17 protein-coding genes and 1 pseudogene are annotated in these 19,517 nt (G+C 43.0%); 4 read left to right on the forward strand and 14 right to left on the reverse strand.

Annotation, left to right across the window (positions count from 1 at the left end; all coding sequences use genetic code 11):
* On the forward strand, positions 1-306 hold a 306-nt coding region (locus G7B18_RS15925), incomplete at its 5' end, for a DUF4143 domain-containing protein (protein ID WP_240452880.1).
* Between the two features lie 256 nt (positions 307-562).
* On the opposite strand, the gene G7B18_RS15930 is transcribed toward G7B18_RS15925, so the two are convergent.
* From G7B18_RS15930 to G7B18_RS15950, 5 genes are all read right to left on the reverse strand, one after another.
* A complete protein-coding gene (locus tag G7B18_RS15930) occupies positions 563-1,390 on the reverse strand; it encodes an endonuclease/exonuclease/phosphatase family protein (protein ID WP_164111660.1) in 828 nt (275 codons plus the stop codon).
* 110 nt (positions 1,391-1,500) lie between these two features.
* A complete protein-coding gene (locus G7B18_RS15935) occupies positions 1,501-3,174 on the reverse strand; it encodes a RagB/SusD family nutrient uptake outer membrane protein (RefSeq protein WP_164111658.1) in 1,674 nt (557 codons plus the stop codon).
* 6 nt (positions 3,175-3,180) lie between these two features.
* Entirely contained in the window at positions 3,181-6,495 is a 3,315-nt protein-coding gene (locus G7B18_RS15940; RefSeq protein WP_240452881.1) for a TonB-dependent receptor, read from the reverse strand.
* Positions 6,496-6,710: 215 nt separating this feature from the next.
* Positions 6,711-7,907 (reverse strand): FecR family protein, encoded by a 1,197-nt coding sequence (locus G7B18_RS15945; protein ID WP_164123429.1) that lies wholly within the window; start codon positions 7,905-7,907, stop codon positions 6,711-6,713.
* A gap of 60 nt (positions 7,908-7,967) precedes the next feature.
* Complete coding sequence (locus tag G7B18_RS15950; RefSeq protein ID WP_164111652.1) at positions 7,968-8,552, reverse strand: RNA polymerase sigma factor; 585 nt, start codon at positions 8,550-8,552, stop codon at positions 7,968-7,970.
* A 335-nt stretch (positions 8,553-8,887) separates the two neighbouring features.
* On the opposite strand from G7B18_RS15950, the gene G7B18_RS15955 reads away from it, so the two are divergent.
* Entirely contained in the window at positions 8,888-9,169 is a 282-nt protein-coding gene (locus tag G7B18_RS15955) for a hypothetical protein (RefSeq protein ID WP_164123433.1), read from the forward strand.
* Here G7B18_RS15955 and G7B18_RS15960 read toward each other — a convergent pair.
* The 7 genes and pseudogenes from G7B18_RS15960 to rfbB form a co-directional block, all read right to left on the reverse strand.
* The gene (locus G7B18_RS15960; protein WP_205601724.1) at positions 9,149-9,412 is read right to left on the reverse strand and encodes a hypothetical protein; all 264 of its coding nucleotides are present in this window, start codon (positions 9,410-9,412) and stop codon (positions 9,149-9,151) included. The genes G7B18_RS15955 and G7B18_RS15960 overlap by 21 nt on opposite strands.
* Before the next feature lie 81 nt (positions 9,413-9,493).
* On the reverse strand, positions 9,494-10,357 hold the full coding sequence (gene rfbA / locus G7B18_RS15965; protein ID WP_164123435.1) for a glucose-1-phosphate thymidylyltransferase RfbA: 864 nt from the start codon (positions 10,355-10,357) through the stop codon (positions 9,494-9,496).
* Positions 10,358-10,395: 38 nt separating this feature from the next.
* Positions 10,396-10,653 (reverse strand): annotated as a pseudogene (locus G7B18_RS19445) (four helix bundle protein).
* 155 nt (positions 10,654-10,808) lie between these two features.
* Positions 10,809-11,663 carry a dTDP-4-dehydrorhamnose reductase gene (rfbD, locus tag G7B18_RS15975; RefSeq protein WP_164123437.1) on the reverse strand — a complete coding sequence of 285 codons (855 nt, stop codon included), beginning with the start codon at positions 11,661-11,663 and terminating at the stop codon, positions 10,809-10,811.
* A gap of 191 nt (positions 11,664-11,854) precedes the next feature.
* Positions 11,855-12,421, reverse strand: coding sequence for a dTDP-4-dehydrorhamnose 3,5-epimerase (gene rfbC, locus G7B18_RS15980; RefSeq protein ID WP_164111643.1), 567 nt, complete (start codon positions 12,419-12,421; stop codon positions 11,855-11,857).
* A 73-nt stretch (positions 12,422-12,494) separates the two neighbouring features.
* The gene (locus tag G7B18_RS15985; RefSeq protein WP_164123439.1) at positions 12,495-12,842 is read right to left on the reverse strand and encodes a four helix bundle protein; all 348 of its coding nucleotides are present in this window, start codon (positions 12,840-12,842) and stop codon (positions 12,495-12,497) included.
* A gap of 26 nt (positions 12,843-12,868) precedes the next feature.
* Positions 12,869-13,921, reverse strand: coding sequence for a dTDP-glucose 4,6-dehydratase (gene rfbB / locus G7B18_RS15990; protein ID WP_164111641.1), 1,053 nt, complete (start codon positions 13,919-13,921; stop codon positions 12,869-12,871).
* A 333-nt stretch (positions 13,922-14,254) separates the two neighbouring features.
* On the opposite strand from rfbB, the gene G7B18_RS15995 reads away from it, so the two are divergent.
* Positions 14,255-14,917, forward strand: coding sequence for a MarR family winged helix-turn-helix transcriptional regulator (locus G7B18_RS15995; RefSeq protein WP_164123441.1), 663 nt, complete (start codon positions 14,255-14,257; stop codon positions 14,915-14,917).
* An 82-nt stretch (positions 14,918-14,999) separates the two neighbouring features.
* Here G7B18_RS15995 and G7B18_RS16000 read toward each other — a convergent pair whose 3' ends face one another.
* On the reverse strand, positions 15,000-15,944 hold the full coding sequence (locus G7B18_RS16000) for a fasciclin domain-containing protein (protein WP_164111637.1): 945 nt from the start codon (positions 15,942-15,944) through the stop codon (positions 15,000-15,002).
* A gap of 257 nt (positions 15,945-16,201) precedes the next feature.
* Here G7B18_RS16000 and G7B18_RS16005 point away from each other — a divergent pair, with 257 nt between their 5' ends.
* Complete coding sequence (locus G7B18_RS16005; protein WP_164123443.1) at positions 16,202-18,625, forward strand: TonB-dependent receptor domain-containing protein; 2,424 nt, start codon at positions 16,202-16,204, stop codon at positions 18,623-18,625.
* 20 nt (positions 18,626-18,645) lie between these two features.
* On the opposite strand, the gene G7B18_RS16010 is transcribed toward G7B18_RS16005, so the two are convergent.
* On the reverse strand, positions 18,646-19,353 hold the full coding sequence (locus G7B18_RS16010; protein ID WP_164123445.1) for a hypothetical protein: 708 nt from the start codon (positions 19,351-19,353) through the stop codon (positions 18,646-18,648).
* Positions 19,354-19,517: the final 164 nt, after the last annotated feature.

The following is a 19,517-nucleotide window of genomic DNA, read 5'->3' on the forward strand; positions in this document are numbered from 1 at the left end:
TTTGAAAATTTTGTAATTGCCAATTTTCAAAAATTTAATGAAAACAGCTATCAGCATCTTCAATATTATTTTTGGCAGGATCATAACGGAATAGAGCTTGACCTCTTACTCAAGAATACCCGTGGATTTGACGTGTATGAGATAAAATCCACTCAAACAATAAGCGCTCCCTTATTTAAAAACTTAAAGCATTTCGCAGAATTGGCCGAGCCTCAAATCGTAACACCTCATTTGATCTATGGTGGTGAAGAAAGCCTGATACGTAGTGGTGTACAGGTATTACCCTGGAAAATGACGGTAAAGTAATTGAGACCTCACTGAAAGATCTGCACAAGAAATGGTTTATTTTTTCCAGAATGGATAGCTTGGCTGAGAAGGCTGGCAAAAATGGAGTGACTGCGTACCGTAACACCCTTTAATAGATCTGGTGCCACCTGTGGAAGAAGAGGGGGGCGTAAAGAATAGCCCCTGCGGATGCAAGAGCTACCAAATCAATGATAAAGCCACCGAGGATGATGGCAGCTAAATTATGCTTTTTTAAAAGAATAGAATCTCTGCTCTATTAATCTAAAATCAAAAAATCAGCGACATGCGGCAGATGGTCTGAAGCCTCCTCTCCAACCATAGCGTGTGATCCTTTGAACTGGAATAGACCGTTGAAAGTGGAATTAAAAGCAAAAAAGTCAATGGCACGCTTCGGTGTCTTTACTGGAATAGTAAAACCGCACCCGCCAACAGGACATGAGAGACTAAAGGATTCCTGCAAAAGAATCATCTCCGCACTGGTCGGTGTCGCATTAAAATCGCCTCCGATTATCAGAGGTGCATCCAATTCCTTTTCCAGTGCTTTGATAGCCTGCACCTGAGCTGTTCTATTGGGCACATTCAAGTCAAGATGGGTGGATCCAAAGTAAAACTCTTTGCCATTGGGCAATCTGATCTGAGCCAAGGCTATACTACGCTGCTCTCCAGCTATAGCCATAGGAAGATTAACTTTTTGGGTGGATACCAGCGGATACTTACTAAACAAAGCAACACCATACTCTCCGCCATCGTGATCGATAGATTTAGAAAAATAGGCTTTCATATGCAAGAGCTTCTCCAACTCCGCAATTTGATCAACATTGCCCGAACGCCCCGTAAAACGATCCAACTCTTGTATAGCCACGATACTGGCTTTACTTTTTAATATCACATCTGCAATATTTCTTAGGTTTATTTCTGTAGAGTGGGCAGGAGCTCCATGATGGATATTGTAGGTCATCATGGTGAGCGTATCACTTTTTATTTCTTTTGTGCCAATACTTACAGAGGAAGTAAGAAATATACTCAGGCACACCAAACCTACAAGCTGTAACACAGCGAAATTAATTTTTTTGTATTTTATCATAGCTATTACTAACAATTGAGTAGAAAGAGGAAAAAACTTCTTAAATGATTCCAAAAGGACCATATCTTAATAATATAGCCCTTTTGGTATTTGAAGCTAGACGCTCCTATTTACCATCCGACATTTTGTCCCAAATTAGGATTTTTCTCCCACTGTGTCTGTGGCACAGGCCATAGGTAATTTTTTGGCGATTCGAATGCCCGATTCCACTGCACAAGCAAATAACCATCTTCGCTTTTGCGAAAGGTACCGGCGCTCAACTGTGGAAACCACGAAGCCTTCACTCCCTGTATATCACGTCCTAGAATCTCTCCTTCTTTCCAACGTCTTACGTCAAAGTAACGATGCCCTTCCAACACCAGCTCTACACGACGCTCCCGGCGTATCTCTGTACGTACGTCCATACCGTGCTGCGCCAAAAATGCAAGATCCATACGCTTCATACCTACCCTATCACGAAGGAGATTGATTGACATATCTAGATCGCCTTGAGTCAGCTTGCCCTGCTCAAAACGGGCCTCGGCATAGTTGAGCAAAACCTCCGCATAGCGGATATGATGGATATCATTGTCGTCACGGTTATAATTCGGTACGGCAGAAGGCTCTACATATTTCTTATAATAGTATCCTGTCGTAGTCACGGAGCCACGTCCATCCTGACTAAATTTTGGCACCTGAAATATAGTGGGATCGGGATTCTGCGCTATAGGCCTTCCATCATATCGCCCACCCCAAGTATCTCCAGGTGTCAGGATAGTCTGTGTCATACGGGGATCACGGTTTTTAAATACATCGGCATAGGATGCATCGCTATATAGTGGTGATTTATCAATAGGAAGTCCATCCGCACATAAATAGGATTCGACCAACGATCGGGTAGGTACAAACCGAGCAAACTGATCAGGGACTTGTATCTCGCGGCTCAGATTGTGCATGATGATGTCTTCCAGATGCATACGGGCAAAGATTGTCTCTTTATTGCGTCCGGCAGCAAGCTTGCCCGCACGTGTAAACAGCTCCCAGTATGCTGTCTTCGGATTACCGCTGTCATAAAGCTGGTATACGCCCAGATCCATAACGGCCTTGGCTGCTGCCTCGGCTTCTTCAAAACGACCATAGGTCAAAGCAATACGGGATTTGAGTGCCAGAGCGGTACCTCTGCTCACGCGGCCAAGGTCTTTGCCTCCCGGTATCTTGACGGGCAGTACTGCAGCTGCTTCGTCTAGTTCTTTCATCAGGAAATCGACTACCGCGCTCTGAGGATCGCGGGCGCTATAGAGCTCAGGGTCCTCTGGATTAAGCGTTTTTGTAATCAATGGGATATCACCATAAAAAGAGGTCAGAAAACTGTAGGCCAAAGCTCGGATAACGCGTACCTCGCCAGCTAACCGCTCTTTGGCACCGGCCTCATTTTCTGTGGCTCCACCATAATTTTCTAGAAAAGCATTGCACTCGCGCACGTCCCGATACATATTGGCCCACTCACTGTTTACCGTAGGCTGGGTCACAGGAAAGACACCAGAACCTATATCTTTGTATTGATTGGTAGTAGGCCACATCGTATTCTCAGCCAGATTCTCCATATCGACGAGATTCTTGGCTTTGACACGGGAGTAAATGGCCGTAACTGCCATCTCCAGATGTTGTTGGGTCTTCCAATAGGTATCGTCTACAATCTCGTCCTGTGGTACCCGATCTAAAAAATCACTACAGGATGAAAACACCCCTACACTGAGCAACAAAACACAAGCTAGCCTAGTATATTTTTTATATTGAATTTTCATTATTATCTATCTTAAATTTAAGTTGACACCGAACACAAAAGTCTTGACCTGAGGGTAATAAGCTCCATCGTTGGCCGAAGGTACTTCTGGGTCGTAACCGTAGAAGAAATCTGTTTTGGTAAATAGGTTGTCCGCCGACGCGTAGATACGTAACTTGCTGATACGTGCTTTTTCGGTCCATTTAGGTGAAAAAGTATAACCGATCTGAACATTTTTGAGCCGTAGATAAGATGCGTCTTCTATCCATTTGGATGATAATCGGGTATTGTGGGTACGCATATACACTAACCTTGGGTATGAAGCATCCGTATTGTCTGGTGTCCAACGGTCTAAGTGTATCTCTTGAGGCATTGCACTGTTATTGATGAAAGAATGCCTAGCATATCCGGAAAGATAACCATCGGCTTTTCCGACTCCTTGTAAGAAGAAGCTAAAATCAATATTTTTATAATTAAGATCTCCTCGGAAACCATAGGTATATCGCGGAATATCACTGCCCAATACATGCCTATCATCTTTTACAGTGATCTCTTTAGCATTAGGATCGGTAGGTACATAGATCAAATCGCCTGGAGCAACTAAATCGCCTTTTTGAAATGGAAACTTAGGTACATACTGGCCATTGACCAAATCAAAATCACTCTCCTGGGCGATACGGTCGGCTTTAAATCCATAAAATGCATCAAGAGGCTGACCAACCAACCGTACTTTGTCTCCCAAGTTGACCGCATAGTTATCCAAACTTGTAATCTTATTGCGCACGTCAGACAAATTGAAGTTGGCACGGTAGCCGAATTCACCTATTTTGTCCTGCCAACCGGCAACGATCTCCCATCCTTTATTCTGCATAGCTCCGGAGTTTTGAGCAGGGTAACCACTGCCCACACCAATAACATCTGGAAGCGGTGGATATAATAACAGATCATTCGTATTATTGATAAAATAATCTGCCGTAAGACTCAAGCGCCTATTAAAGAAGGCTAAATCTAAACCAATATTAGTTTTTTCTGAAGATTCCCACGAAACCTTTTCATTCGGAATAAAACTAGGACGGAAACCGACAACCCCGATATTTCCGATAGGATTGTTCGAATTGACCTGTGAAGAGGCCAACGTAGACATATAAGGATGATCGCGACCTACCTTGTCATTACCTTGTGTTCCGTAAGAAAATCTTAACTTACCAAAATCCCACACGCTGCGTAGCTCTTCAAAAAAAGCTTCTTCGGAAAACACCCATCCTGCAGAAAATGACCCAAACCAATGCCAACGGACGCTAGGATGGAAACGGGAAGATCCGTCTCTACGGAAGTTACCCTCTAAGAGGTATTTGTTATGAAAATCATAATTGACCCGTCCAAAGAACGACATCAATGCATTCTGGCTACTACCGCTGCTGTTCAACTGATTTTCTGTCCCTATAGCTAGAGATGGAAGATCTACAGGGAGATGCGTGCGTGAGGCTCCAAAATCTGCCCCAACAGTCTCTTCTAAAGAGTATCCCAAAAGTGCCTTAATGTTATGCTTTTCTGCTATGGTCTTTGTGTAATTCGCAGTTGCGATAAAGGTTTGATAGGTACCCGAATAATGATCCATCGATACTTTGTTAGGATTATTGGTCTGGTAAATCAACTTATCATCATCTGGACTATAATAGTTGATGGTCTTTAACAATGTCGTACGCTTGGAGTTGTACTTTACAAGGCCATACTGTCCTTTTAGATCCAATCCCTCAAATAGGTTGATCGTAGCACTCATATTTGCCGTAATCTCTTGGGAGGTAAACGTATTAGTCCCGCCGTCGGTAGCAATAGCGACTGGATTGCTCTGCCCCCCGTGGTACCCCCAGCTCCCATTGGTAAAACGAACCGGTACCAGTGGCCGAATACTGAGCGCAGCAGTTAAAGCTCCTGTACCAGAAGCGCTGCCATCGTATGACCGGTCTACATAGCCTAGATTGCCATCAATCTTTAACCGATCCAAAATCTCCGTATTCAACCGGAGACGCGCATTGTGACGGCCCGATTTAAAATTGTCTCCAACGACTAGACCTCCTTCATTAAGATAACCGTAGGAAGCATAATACTGTGTCTTGTCTGACCCTCCGTTTAAACTCAGATTGTGGCTCTGCTGCGGTGCATTCTTTCTATAAACTTCGTCAACCCAATTCGTATTGGCAAAATAATTTGGATCGCTCCCGTTACGGGCAATCTCTATCTGCTCTGGCGTATAGGTTGGGTTAGTACCAGCATTGATATTGGCTTCATTTTGAAGGGTCATATAATCGGCCGACCCCAAAAACTTAGGTAATGCCGTAGGTGTTTGATAACCGAAATAACTATTTAAGCTAACATTGGTTTGTCCAGACTTGCCCTTTTTGGTAGTCACCATAATCACACCATTCGCCCCACGGACACCATATATTGATGAAGATGCAGCGTCTTTCAAAACTGAAATATTCTCTATATCATCTGGATTAAGAATATTTAGATTGCCTCCAGGGATCCCATCAATAACGATAAGTGGATTAGCATCTCCCCAAGTCCCTACCCCACGTATACGGAACTGTGGCGCCCGATTGCCTGGCGCAGTATTGGCTGTACTTCGTACCGTAAGACCAGGCATCTGCCCTTGTAGACCTTGCCCAACATTAGCCAGCGGCCTGTTCTCGAAAGCCTCGCCCGACACCATCGATACTGCCCCGGTGAGATTGGCTTTGCGTTGGGTACCATATCCTACGACCACTACCTCATCGATATCATCAGTACCCTCCTCGAGGACAACATTCAGCTCTCGCTGACCATTCCAATTGACCTGCTTGGTCACATAAGAGATATGCTTGAAAATAAGGAGCGCATCAGACTGACCAACAGTGATACTAAATCCGCCATCCTGCTGTGTAATATGGGTGCCTTCCTGATCTCTAACAGAAACTGATACACCCTGTATGGGAGTTCCAGATCGGTCGGAGACTATACCACGTACTGTTGTCTGCTGATGGCTCAGTGAAAGGCTACCTGCCTGGTGCACCCCACGACGAACCAATATATGATCATCCATAATGGTGTACTCCAGTCCATTTTGATTAAGTACTCTATCCAAGCCCTGCTTTAACTCGACCGACTGAAGATGGATACCTTCTAGATATACATTGCCCAGCTCGGCATTATTGTAAACAAAACGAAAAGGAATCTGTCGCTCGATCTTGGTCAACAGGCTGGTGAGTTTGATCTTAGATTCCCGTAACGAGATTCGCTGGGCATAAGTCTCTGCACTTACTGTAGTAAGTGTCAATAAGAACAAGACTATTACAAATTTCATGATTCTTAAAAATCGAAAAAGTTTATCTTGGCTCTTGCCGTAAACTTTCAAATTAAAATACATACTTTTAACTTACTTTAGTTCATTAAATAATTGATCTGTACAATTCACGTGGACAAAAGAAAACAAGTATCAGGGAGTGTTCCAGCACTCCTTGAATTCTTAAGCTCTCAGTCATTTTTTTAATCTTCCATCTATTTCATAGGCTTTGCTTTTTATAAAATGATTAATTTATTATTCAAGTATTTACTTTTTATCCCCAGATAATCCAACATCTCTATCATCTGAGATAGCTTGATTTTACGTGATACGGTACCCGTAAACTCTTGATGAGGATTTGTACTCTGCACTACCACTTCGATATCATACCAACGGGAAAGCTGAGCTGCAATGCTATAGGCATCTGCATGATCAAAATAGAAGAACCCGTCTTTCCACGAGATGTGGTTATTGATATTGTCTACCCTAGCCGTAACAATACGACCATCAGTCCTAACTTTGGCTAACTGATCGGGATACATTCGTACTTGAGCTGTGCTGGATTCTAATTGGACGGAGCCTTCTAAAAGGGCTGTAGTGCTGAGCGCCCTATCATATGCATTGACATTAAACTTGGTCCCTAATACATCGATCTGCCCAAAATGCCCGTTGACCACGAACCGCTGTCCTTGTCGCTTGACTACTTCAAAATAAACTTCTCCTGTCATATCAACGACTCTATCTGCTGTCGTCATATTTGATGAAAAAGTCAGGGAAGAGGCTGTATTCAACCATACTTTGCTACCGTCGGGCAACAAAAAATTAATCTGCCCCCCGCGTGGTGTCCGAACGGTATGTCGTTGAGGTGACTCCATCTGTCCGGTACTCTGGTACTGAATCTCTCCAGATTCTAAGCGGACAATATTAAAGGACTGTGACGATTTTATAACACCTACCTGTTTACTATCCAATGTTATCTCTTCACCGTCTTCTGTCAAGAGAATAGCCTTATCAGTACCCGGCTCCACATCCTGTTTTGAATTATTATTGGCTAATGACTCTACAGGGGCGTCAATACGATCGGAATATAGGAATAAGCCAACACCTATTGTAAGGAGCATCACAGCAGCAACCATATAACGAGCTAAAGCCCCCCTCCATACGCTCTGCCCGCTTGGGTATGAGATTTTAGCTGGGCTATCCCTTTGTAAGACTTTATCGAGAATGTGCTTCTTTTCCGTATCGCTGAAAGTCTGAACGGGTTCCTCGCCTTCGGACAACACTTCCTGCCATACTTGGTAAAAAAGTTCCCTTTGCTCTTCCTCTGGGACGCTATTTAAAAATTTATCGAATGCAGTCGTATCGTCCTCGGACAATTGCCCATTAATGTGCTTTCTAAGAAGATCTGAAAAGTGCTGTCTGTCGCTTTGCATATACTATAACAACATAATGTTCTATATACACTAGACAACGACGACAAAAAAAAGGGGGTATTAAAAAATAAAAAAAGCTAAAAAGAGGCTTATAACGGAATCTTTACGCCTCAATAAGTAGTTCTTTACAGAAGTAGACGCTAACTGCAGGTATTTTTTGACCGTCTCGCGTGATATCTCCATATCTGTGGCAATTTCCAGATATTTTTTACGTTCAAATCTGCTCAGTACAAACACTCGCTTTTGCTGAAGGGGCAATTGTGCTATCGCTTCATCCAAAAGCTTATCGAACCGATGCTGATCGGAAGTTGTGTCTATGAAGTCAAAATTGGGGCTATTTTCTGCAAAAAAATCCTGCTCTACTTTTTTACGACGAACATCAACTTTAATCCTGTTCAATGCAGCATTACGTGCTAGCACAAACAAATATGCCTCCATATTCAGGATCGAACAGATCTCAGCGCGACGATTCCATACTGTGCAAAAAACATCCTGAAGAACCTCCTCTGCCTGTGCCTTGTTTTTCAGAAGACACAAAACAGCTGTAGCTAGACGATCAAAGTGTATGCTGTAAAATGTAGCAAAAGCGCCTTCATCCCCTTCAGATATTGCGGTATAAAGGTGTCTATTTTCGTGTCTTTGCATGCTGGAAAATACTCCTCATAATTTGGTAAAAATATCACTATATTCTGTTTATTAGCGGCTTAATGAGGTTAAGTTTATATTAAGGTTTTTACTAAGACTATAGTCTTCCTCTATCTAGCTAGATACAAAACTAAAAAATTCTACTTAGAATTGCTATCCCGTGGGTATTCATGAGCAGTATCTCTCTAAGAAGCTAAATAACAATTACATCTTCAACTGGTTCCACCGTCCCATTAACTCTATTTCTTAGTCAATCTCTAAACTCACAAAAAACATTTTACGCTTCGGCAGACATAGAAAAAACCAGATTTAGCAGGATATTAAAACTTGGGATATTGGACGAAATATATGCAGACGAAGTTTACGGAATCGCAGTAGAGCCATTGGTTCTTTTTGAATATCTCTTTGAGGACGCCAAGCATACAACCTATGATCTGGCATTAAAGATACTGGAGCTATATGTCACGAAAGAAGAAGATCAATCACGGAAAGATACAATAAAATTATCTCCTAATCAAGAAAGAATTCTACAGGAGATCATCAAGAATAAATACACGACCGTCGAAAAGCTATCGACAGCAGAGGTATCAATTCCGCTAACATTCAGAAAAATATAAAGAAGCTAAAAAATGCTGGCCTAATAAAACACATCGGCTCAGATAAAGAAGGGTATTGGGAGGTGGTAGAAAAATGATGAGTATCCATACCCACCAAGGAATCCCTTGGGGTGTCTCACTGCCTTCGATCAAGAAGTCTATCTGATCGCCTTTGCCATATGCATTGATCATAATAGGAACTTGCCCATCAACCACCGCCCCTTCTTTAAGACCACTAATATCGATAGCGGGACCATTGCGCACTTCGAAAGGTATAACGCGGACGCCTTCCTTGAATTTCTCTTGCGCTATTTGACCTAAAACATATGGCTCCTCATAGTGGACTTACTTTTTTACGAGCTGTATTAAATATTCGCCGTATCCTGATTTCTTTAGAGGCTCGGCGATTTTGGACAATTGGTCCCGATCAATATACCCCATCCGATAAGCGACTTCTTCAATACATCCGATTTTCATGCCTTGCCGTTCTTCGATCACCTGAACGAACTGCCCGGCCTGCATCAGGGACTGAATGGTCCCTGTATCCAGCCATGCTGTACCACGATCAAATACACCTACCTTGAGCTTGCCTCTCTTGAGGTATTCTCTATTGACGTCCGTAATTTCCAGCTCTCCGCGGTGGGAAGGCTTTATGCCCTTTGCAATCTCTATCACATCATTATCGTAGAAGTATAATCCGGGAACGGCATAGTTTGATTTAGGCTGTGCGGGCTTTTCCTCAATAGAAACAACTTTGTTTTCGTCATTAAATTCAACCACACCATAACGCTCGGGATCGTTTACCGGATAGGCAAACACCACACCTCCCTCGGGATCTGCCGAAGATTGTAACAACTTGGACATACCTGACCCGTAGAATATATTATCGCCTAAGATCAAAGCTACCTTATCGTCTCCGATAAACTCCTCGCCCAGGACGAAAGCCTGTGCCAGTCCATCTGGGCTTGGCTGCTCTTTATACACGAACTTACAGCCCAGCTGTGAACCATCACCCAATAGCTTTTCAAAATTGGGTAAGTCTTGTGGTGTAGAAATAATCAATATCTCATTGATCCCTGCCAACATCAGCGTAGACAAGGGGTAATAAATCATCGGTTTGTCGTATACCGGCATCAATTGCTTGGAAACGGCAAGTGTCAAGGGGTGCAGCCTTGTGCCAGAGCCCCCGGCGAGTATTATTCCTTTCATTCGTTCTGAGCTTATGGCAAATGGCCTATAGCTTATGGCTATTGACTAGTTGCTTTTAGTTTTTTACTTAAATTAATTATTTGACGCTTTATTACTTTAATTTCTTCTTGCAAACTTTGGCTTATATCTTTATCCATAAAGCCTAGGTCTGCACACAAAATTAAAAAATATTCCAGTTCGTTTGCTGAACCCTAGCTCATTTGCAAAAATCTATTAAATTCCTTCTCCGAGTCTCTCCCACAGCCTTCAACAATATTAGAAGGTATCGAATAGGCTGCGCGCTGGATTTGAGAAATTAACCCCTACTTTTCTGAATTTGGCAATTGTAAAGTCTCTTTATACACCCTCAGTGTCAAAGCATGACTCAGAATCCATATATCGTATTTCTTAAAATCTCTCCTATTTTTAGCCGCCTGCTATAAGCTATCAGCTATCAGCCATCAGCTATCAGCTATCTGCCACCAGCCATCAGCATCTTTTGCAAGCTTTCCCTCCAGTTCGGTACTTCTACCTTAAAAGTACGCTTTATCTTTGACTTATCGAGCAGCGAGTACTTTGGACGCTTTGCGGGTGTCGGATACTGTGTCGTAGGGATCGGATTGATTTTGCAATCTAGTCCTTTTATTTCTTTGATGGCCGTAGCGAAGTCATACCAGGATATCTCGCCTTCATTGGAATAGTGGTATAGCCCCCCAACCCAGTCGTCGCCTTCGATAATATCTACTATGGCCAGCGCTAAATCTTTGGCATAGGTGGGCGAACCGATCTGATCATTAATAACCGAGATCTCATCTCGCTCGGTCATAAGGCGGATCATGGTCTTCACGAAATTGTTGCCATAGGCCGAATATACCCACGAAGTACGAATTACGATAGATTCTGGATGCCATTTTAAAATTGCTTGCTCACCTTTTAATTTCGTAAGCCCATAGGTATTTACGGGATCTACGGGGGTGTCTTCGGTCAAAGCTACGTCCGAATTGCCATCAAATACATAATCCGTAGATAGCGCAATAAGCTTGGCTCCATGTAGTCTACAGTACTGTGCAATCTCCTCGGAAGCCAAATGATTAACCGCATCTGCAAGTACAGGCTCGGATTCTGCTTTATCTACAGCGGTGTAGGCTGCGGCATGGACAATCAAGTCGGGCTGATACATACCTAAAATGTCCTGTATGATCATTGGATGATCCAAAGGGAGTTGCTTGCGGTCCAAGAAATAGGTTTCGTATCTTGAATCGTTTTCAAGTATATCTCTTAATTCTGAACCGAGTTGGCCGTTAGAGCCGGTTATTAATATCTTCATATCAATTTATCTTTGTCCTCTATGCCGGGCAGGCATCCCACTTTGTATCGGCAAAGTGGTCAAACCTCGTCGCTTGATATTTTTGAATGTATGGATAGTGAAACTGCTGCTATTTTCAAAAATATAGGCGACATTTTTAATTTGCACAGCCGGAGCTTTTATCTCACTCTGTAACTTATAACTGTGTCACTTTATAACTCTGTCACTCGTAACTCTTTTTTAAACTCGGCAAATGATTGTGCTTCTTTGTCTTTATCCGACAACAGCATCTCCGCTACCGGAATCTCCCAGTCTACTGCCAGATCTGCATCTAGTGGATACACGCCACATTCGGATTCTTTATTATAGTAATTATCACATTTGTAAAAGAACGTCGCTGTTTCACTCAACACGACGAATCCATGCAGGAAGCCACGTGGAACGAACAATTGCAGGTTGTTTTCTGCTGATAACCTAACAGCTTCGTATTGACCGAAAGTCGGCGAATCTGGCCTAGCATCTACCGCCACATCCAACACTTCGCCATCCAACACACGAACGAGCTTGGCTTGCGCATGCTCGCCCGACTGCCCATGTAATCCACGAAGCACGCCTTTCGTAGAAAAAGATTGGTTGTCCTGCACGAAATGTGTGTTCGTACCAGTCACCTCATTGAAAGCTCTTTCATTAAAGCCTTCCATAAAATACCCTCGGCTATCCCCGAATTTTGCAGGCTCTAATATATAACAGCCTCTTAGACTGGTTTCTGTGATTTTCATTTGTTGTTGTTGTTGTTGTTGTTGTTGTTGTTGTTGTTCTAGATAAAGTGATATGGTTACATTGTGACAAATGTTAAAGCTTCATACTGTTGATTAGTTTTGTCAACATATTCCTTATAAAAAATATACTAGAAAAAACATCCTTGGCTTCAGCAATATAATTTAAACGTTGTTCAATTTTGAGTTGAGTATCCAACTCGGATAAAGAACCCTGTGCAATAAAAAGAAATCGTATCCATTCGGCTTTGCTCTGCCTGCCAGCACCTTCTGCTATATTCGAAGGAACCGAAACTGCTGATCTTCGAATTTGACCAGTCAATCCATAAACCTCTTCCTTTGGAAAAGATGCCGTCAATGCATAGACCTTTTCAACTAGGGTCATAGATTCTTGCCAAACCTTTAAATCTTCATGCGATTTCATTCCTTGTAACTTTATAACTTTGTCACCTACCTGTTATACTGCTCGTTATAATACTTTTGATATTCCCCTGAGGTTACGTTGTCTAGCCATTCTTGATTCGATAAAAACCAATCTATCGTAATGGATAATCCTTGTTCGAAGGTGACCGATGGTTGATAACCAAGTTCCTGATTGATCTTTGTCGCGTCGATGGCGTAGCGTAAGTCGTGTCCTGGTCTGTCTTTTACAAAGGTGATCAGCTGTGCGGCTGTGCCTGCCGGTCTTCCCAACTTCTCGTCCATCTGCTTGCAAAGCTCTTTCACCAGATCAATATTTTGCCATTCGTTGAAGCCCCCGACATTGTAGGCGTCACCTGTTTTGCCTTGGTGGAATACCAGATCAATGGCTTTTGCATGGTCGATCACGAACAACCAATCGCGGGTAAACTTGCCGTCACCGTAGATAGGCAGCGGCTTATTGTTTAAGATATTGTGGATACACAATGGGATTAATTTCTCAGGAAAGTGGTTCGGACCGTAGTTATTCGAACAGTTGGTCAATACCACCGGCAAACCGTAGGTGTCGTGGTAAGCCCGGACAAAATGATCGGAAGAAGCTTTTGACGCCGAATACGGCGAATGCGGGTCGTAGGCCGTTTCTTCGGTGAACAACCCCGTCTCACCCAGTGTACCGTATACCTCATCGGTAGAGACATGGTGGAAACGCTTGCCTTCAAAATCGTCTTTCCAGATCTCACGAGCTGCATTCAACAGGTTGACGGTTCCGATCACATTGGTCATCACGAATGCCAAAGGGTCCGATATCGAACGGTCCACATGCGATTCGGCTGCCAGGTGGATTACGCCATCGGGCTGATATTCTTGAAACACCTCTAAAATATGTTTCGCATCCGTAATATCTGCCTTTACAAAGGTATAGTTGGGCTTGTCCTCTATATCCTTCAGGTTCTCCAGATTGCCCGCATAGGTCAATGCATCCAGATTGATGATATGATACGATGGATATTTAGTTACGAACTCTCGCACGACATGGGAGCCTATAAAGCCTGCACCACCTGTGATTATTACCGTCCTCTTCATTTTACGAAAGTAAGAATATTCGAGGGTAAAGTAAAAAAATGATGAGGGATGAGTGACGGGTGAGGAGGGCTGTCGTGTCCATGTTTGCGCCCTGTACCATCGGGTTGATCAAAATGAATAAACATAAATGTGGGCTTTTCCTTTTTGATCACTTCGGCAGATTGCCACCGTCTGCTACTCACCCCTGTTTTAGGCTACCTGTTTGAAAAGCCTATCACAACTATTAACATCGCTAACCTCCCCTTTGACCGCCATCAGCAACGATTTTCGGACAGAAGTGTGTTGTTTGGTAAAAAATGTGTATTTTTACACTAAATTCAACTGCTTTTTTAAATGGATTACAGCCTGTTAAAAGAAACAATCGGCCTTTTAGAAGATTTCGAAGGTGCGGCGCATGAGCAGGGTTCATACCCGAAGACCCTTGTAGGTTTAAAAAGATGGATCGTAGATCAAAAGTCACTTTCTACGGAAGAGGATCCTATCGCCGAGTGGGACGGTAAAGGCACAGGTAGGACTGCGGATAGTGCGATCAGTACCTTGCTCGTGCATATGAATAAGTATGCGAAGAACTATTCCAAGGCAGCCATCTATGGCTCCGACTTTTCGACACAAGAGGAATTTATATTTCTTATCGTACTGCGGGCCTTTGGCCCTATGACCAAAATGGACCTGATAAAACGAAATGTTCAGGAAAAACCTGCAGGCATCAAGGTTATCGACAGACTGTTAAAGCAGGGATGGGTATGCCAGATAGATTCTGATCAGGATAAGAGAAGCAAGGTGGTATCCTTAACGCCAAAAGGAGTCGATATTTTGGATGCGCACATGGACAAAATACGGATGGCTACGCGTATAGTACCGGGCAAGCTTACCGAATTGGAAAAGAATCAACTGATTGCTCTTCTTACTAAGCTGGAAGATTTTCACAAGCCTATTTATTTAAAAAACATCCCGCCATCCGACCTATTGGAAACGGTAGCTGACGAATATCTTTAACACTACAAAACCTCTATAACAGCCTTTTGAAAACCTTAAAAGCCCTTAGTATGCACCAAAGGCTTTTAAGGTGTAAGTCTCCTTACGGTAGTAATACTTTATCAATTGTATGAATCACACCATTGGTTGTTGTTAAGTTTACGGACGTAACCGTTGCAGCGGTGGTATTTCCGTTTCCTTTTACCGTCACGCTACTGCCTACCCCGAATACGATATTATTCTGCGCTAGGGTTTTCACGCTCAGGTTATTCTGTACAGCATTCGAAAATATCCTACCCTCGACGACGTGGCCTGTAAGAATGCTGGTCAGTGTTGCCGGATCGGCAGCTTGTACGGCTTGTACCGATGCAAATCCCGCCTGTATGAAAGCTTGATTCGTGGGCGCAAATACGGTCAGAGGGCCGTTCGCTTCTAATACTGCTTTTACATTGACCGCTCCTTGACTCGCACGCACCACGGCAGCAACAAGGAAGCTGTAGTCTGGCTTACCGGAGAGTACCTGCACGATGTTGCCTGTAGGTGGCATCAGCACATTGTCAATAACATGGATCACGCCATTTTTGGCAGTGACATCAGCTTTTGTCACCATAGCCCCGTTTACATAGACACCGGCAGCACTTTTGGTCACGTAGATATCAGCCCCTTGGACAGTCTTTACGGCGGTGTTGGATGCCGTAGGTAGCGATCCAGCTGTAGCCTTGGTTGCGACGGTATGGTATAGAAGTATGGACTTGAGTGTCTCTACAGGGACTGTAGCGATGCTAGCTTCGTTGCTGAAACCAGCTTTTTGAAAGGCGGCATTTGTTGGTGCGAAGACGGTAAAAGGCCCTGTACCATCTAACGTAGCGGCTAATCCTGCACGAACGACCGCTGCTTTAAGTATCGAGAAGTTATTGTCACTACTCACTATGGCGGTAATGGTTTTCTCTTCCTGTGGATTTGGGCTGTCCTCTTTATCTGAACAAGAGACCATCATAAGTGCACAAACTGCCAGCAGACCGCTTTTAAATAAATTGAATGTTTTCATACTTTTTGCGTTTAATTAGTGTTTTTTTAAATCATTTGGTGTAATATTATACAATAATAATGTTTTTTAAACAGCAAAACCTACTAAATGTTTTAATTTTAGAATATTATTATACCAAACAGATATAAACAGCTGTTAAACAGGTGCTTATTTTAAAAAATCAACTTATAGGCATCTGTGTAGCTTCTTTTTTTTGAGATATTTAGGATTTTGATCCGTAAAATAGTTTAATTTTACACTTTAATTAGCTTTGTCCCATGAAAATAGGATTACTATCAATTCTGACCTTATTAACGCTTCGCTTAACTGCCCAGACGACCGGGTTAATAAGCGGAAAGCTGCTAGATATCCAGAGCCAGCAGCCGGTATCTTCTGCGACAATTAGGATTATAGGACTGGATACTCTTCTCGCCCAACCTACCCCACAAGGTACATTCAGTATCGTGGTGCCTACGGGTAAATATAATATCGAATGTACTGCTTTAGGATTTGTGCCCTTTTATAGTTACAATATCAATGTGAATGCGGGTAATCCACAATTTTTAACTATTGAACTCAGCCCCTCGTCGCAGCTCCTGGAAGAGGTTGCTGTCAAAATAAGACCTACGGTACGTGCTACAGACCGGATCACACTACTGTCGACACAGAAATTAACTTCTGAAGAAATCCGCGCTAACCCCGGGGGCAATTTCGATGTTTCTAAAGTGATCCAAGTACTCCCTGGCGTGTCCGGTGGTACCAGCGCCAATCGTAATGACATTATTGTACGCGGAGGTGGCCCTGGAGAAAACGTGTATTATCTTGACGGTATAGAGATACCTGTACTGAACCATTTTCAGACGCAGGGCGCCAGTGGCGGAGCTACAGGTATTTTGAATGTTTCGTTTATAGACGATGTTCAGCTTTCTTCGTCGGCATTTGACAGTAAATACGATAATGCGCTGGCCTCCACTTTTGTCATCAAGCAGCGCAATGGCAACCCGGATAGACTCGCCGGGAATGTACGCTTATCCGGAAGTGAATTTGCGACCACTTTTGAAGGGCCCTTGGGGCCAAAGACGACCTTCTTGGCCTCTGCACGACGATCTTATCTGCAATTTTTGTTCAAACTTTTAGATCTCCCCATACGTCCGGATTATTGGGATTTTCAATATAAAGTAAACCATAAGATCGACAGCAAATCGGAGTTGACCCTGATCGGTCTGGGGGCTATCGATAATTTTAAATTAGAGCCGCCTAAATCTGTGGATGTAAATAAAGAATATATTTTAAGGTCTAACCCTTTGATCAAACAATGGAACTACACGATGGGGGCATCATTCAAGCGCTTGGTAGATCAAGGATATTATACGCTTGCCTTGAGTCGCAACATGTCCTTTAATGGCGCTGACCGGTATGCCAATAATGCCGTACCCGAGGGCAATAAATTATTTAGCTTGCAGAGCCATGAGAGTGAAAATAAATTGCGTCTGGATGTCAATAAATACAACGATGGCTGGAAGTGGAGTTATGGCCTGGGAGCACAATATTCGAAATATGATGTCGATCTGTTTAATACGGTAAAAGCCGAAACCTCCGATGGACAAGGGAAGGTGAGCAGCCCAGCGGTAACTGTGAATACGCGTTCGGCTATTGATTTTTTTAAACTGGGCGGATATATACATTTGAGCAAATACCTTTGGGAGGAGCGCGTACTGCTATCAGCGGGTGCACGCACGGATATGAATACTTTTACGTCTGGTGGTAGGAATCCGCTTAAATCTCTCTCGCCCCGGGTGTCCATGTCGTATGTCCTTAGTCCAGAATGGAATATATCCGGTTCGATAGGAAGCTATTATAAGTTGCCTATCTATACGGCACTGGGCTATAGAGACATAAATGAGCAACTGGTTAATAAAGACTTAAAGTACATCAATTCGGTCCATTATACCTTGGGTACACAATTTGTACCCCGCAATGATTTTAGATTTACTGTTGAGGCCTTTTACAAAAGATATAATAATTATCCCGTGTCCCGCACCGATGGTATCTCGTTGGCTAATGTAGGCACTGATTTCTCGGCTGTAGGCAACGACTCCTATACTTCCCAAGGCGAGGGCAAAGTCTACGGTGCCGAAGCATACGTACAGCAGAAGTTGATCCGCAATTTATTTTACATTGCGAGTGCTACCCTGTTTAAATCTGTCTTTTCAGGTAGCGATGGCGTGTTTAAGCCTTCGACCTGGGACTATGGCTATACGATCTCGGCTACCCTCGGGTATAAGTTTAAGAAAAACCTGGATGTTGGCATAAAATATAGGGCTGCGGGCGGCCAACCTTATACCCCTTTCGATCCGGTGGCTTCCAGAGCCCAATATTTGACGTTGGGTCGCGGAGTATTGGATTATACACAACTCAATAGCGAAAGATTATCTGTCTTTCAACAGCTTGATATACGGGTGGACAAAAAGTTTAATTTCAGACAAACAAGCCTTATCGTGTTTGCCGATCTACAGAATGCGCTGTTGTTTAAAACGCCTTCATTGCCCAAGTATACCTTCGAACGCAACGCCGACAACAGTAATTTTTTAACAACGGATGGCAAGCCTGTCTCAAGTGATGGTGCCAATGCGGTTCCTTTAATTTTAAATGACCGCAACACAACTGCTGTACCATCCATAGGATTTATATTTGAATTCTAGACACAATAAACCCTATTCTTTTACCTATGATATTGATAGTTTACGTATTCGAACAACCCATAGTTCTGCTGTTTTGGGATGTGGTCTCCGATAAACTTGAGATTCTCAACACTACAATAGATATAAAAAGATATTTCTGCTCCGTATTCGAGCTGTAACTCGTGGTGCTTTACTTCATCAATCCACCAGGTCACAAAATACCTATCGTCTCTAAGCGTCAAATCGATTTCAAAGATATGCCAGCCTGGTTTGACAGCTACGACACGCGACGAAAAAGGAAAGGCCTGTGAAGTCATATAGACCAACATTTCATCCGAAGCAGCATTTACTTTCTTTCGTTCTGCTTCCTTGCCGTGACCAACTTCGAAGTCGAGCTCATGCCTATCGTCTGCATAAATCCAAGAGCCAACACTAGCTTGATCACGTGTACCCATAACCGGGATATAAGTCTTCCAAGTGTACCGGCCGGAAGTATATTTTTTTTCTGCTGTCCTTATCTTTTTTCGATCACGTGAGTGGGCTCGGGTAAAAATCTTTAAAATTCCGTTTTCAACTTCAAGTTGGTTCAAAGGATTGTCATCCTGATGATCAAAGTCCCAGCCCTCAAGACTATCAAAATACCATTGCTGACTATATTTCTTTTGTGTAGCGCACGAAATCATAAGACATAGCGATAATGCAACGAAAGTTACACCCGTAATCTTATTCATCCAAATAGTGCTGTCCATCTTTTTATTACGGTCTAAATTAAGCATTTTAACAATAACACGACGCTATAATTTAATTTTGGCACGGTATTGGAGATGTCTTTAGTATTCATAATTTAGGTTAATAATTGGTTAGTTAAAAACGCCTGAAGCTCCCGCTTCAGGCGTTTTTTCTTTTCAAGTGA

Source organism: Sphingobacterium sp. xlx-130 (assembly GCF_011007405.1).
GTDB lineage: Bacteria > Bacteroidota > Bacteroidia > Sphingobacteriales > Sphingobacteriaceae > Sphingobacterium > Sphingobacterium luzhongxinii.

What these genes read in the sequence shown, in the direction of transcription:
- G7B18_RS15930 (WP_164111660.1), bottom strand. Translation starts at nt 1,390, where the DNA reads ATGATAAAATACAAAAAAATTAATTTCGCTGTGTTACAGCTTGTAGGT.
- G7B18_RS15935 (WP_164111658.1), bottom strand. Translation starts at nt 3,174, where the DNA reads ATGAAAATTCAATATAAAAAATATACTAGGCTAGCTTGTGTTTTGTTG.
- G7B18_RS15940 (WP_240452881.1), bottom strand. Translation starts at nt 6,495, where the DNA reads ATGAAATTTGTAATAGTCTTGTTCTTATTGACACTTACTACAGTAAGT.
- G7B18_RS15945 (WP_164123429.1), bottom strand. Translation starts at nt 7,907, where the DNA reads ATGCAAAGCGACAGACAGCACTTTTCAGATCTTCTTAGAAAGCACATT.
- G7B18_RS15950 (WP_164111652.1), bottom strand. Translation starts at nt 8,552, where the DNA reads ATGCAAAGACACGAAAATAGACACCTTTATACCGCAATATCTGAAGGG.
- rfbA (WP_164123435.1), bottom strand. Translation starts at nt 10,357, where the DNA reads ATGAAAGGAATAATACTCGCCGGGGGCTCTGGCACAAGGCTGCACCCC.
- rfbD (WP_164123437.1), bottom strand. Translation starts at nt 11,663, where the DNA reads ATGAAGATATTAATAACCGGCTCTAACGGCCAACTCGGTTCAGAATTA.
- rfbC (WP_164111643.1), bottom strand. Translation starts at nt 12,421, where the DNA reads ATGAAAATCACAGAAACCAGTCTAAGAGGCTGTTATATATTAGAGCCT.
- G7B18_RS15985 (WP_164123439.1), bottom strand. Translation starts at nt 12,842, where the DNA reads ATGAAATCGCATGAAGATTTAAAGGTTTGGCAAGAATCTATGACCCTA.
- rfbB (WP_164111641.1), bottom strand. Translation starts at nt 13,921, where the DNA reads ATGAAGAGGACGGTAATAATCACAGGTGGTGCAGGCTTTATAGGCTCC.
- G7B18_RS15995 (WP_164123441.1), top strand. Translation starts at nt 14,255, where the DNA reads ATGGATTACAGCCTGTTAAAAGAAACAATCGGCCTTTTAGAAGATTTC.
- G7B18_RS16000 (WP_164111637.1), bottom strand. Translation starts at nt 15,944, where the DNA reads ATGAAAACATTCAATTTATTTAAAAGCGGTCTGCTGGCAGTTTGTGCA.
- G7B18_RS16005 (WP_164123443.1), top strand. Translation starts at nt 16,202, where the DNA reads ATGAAAATAGGATTACTATCAATTCTGACCTTATTAACGCTTCGCTTA.
- G7B18_RS16010 (WP_164123445.1), bottom strand. Translation starts at nt 19,353, where the DNA reads ATGGACAGCACTATTTGGATGAATAAGATTACGGGTGTAACTTTCGTT.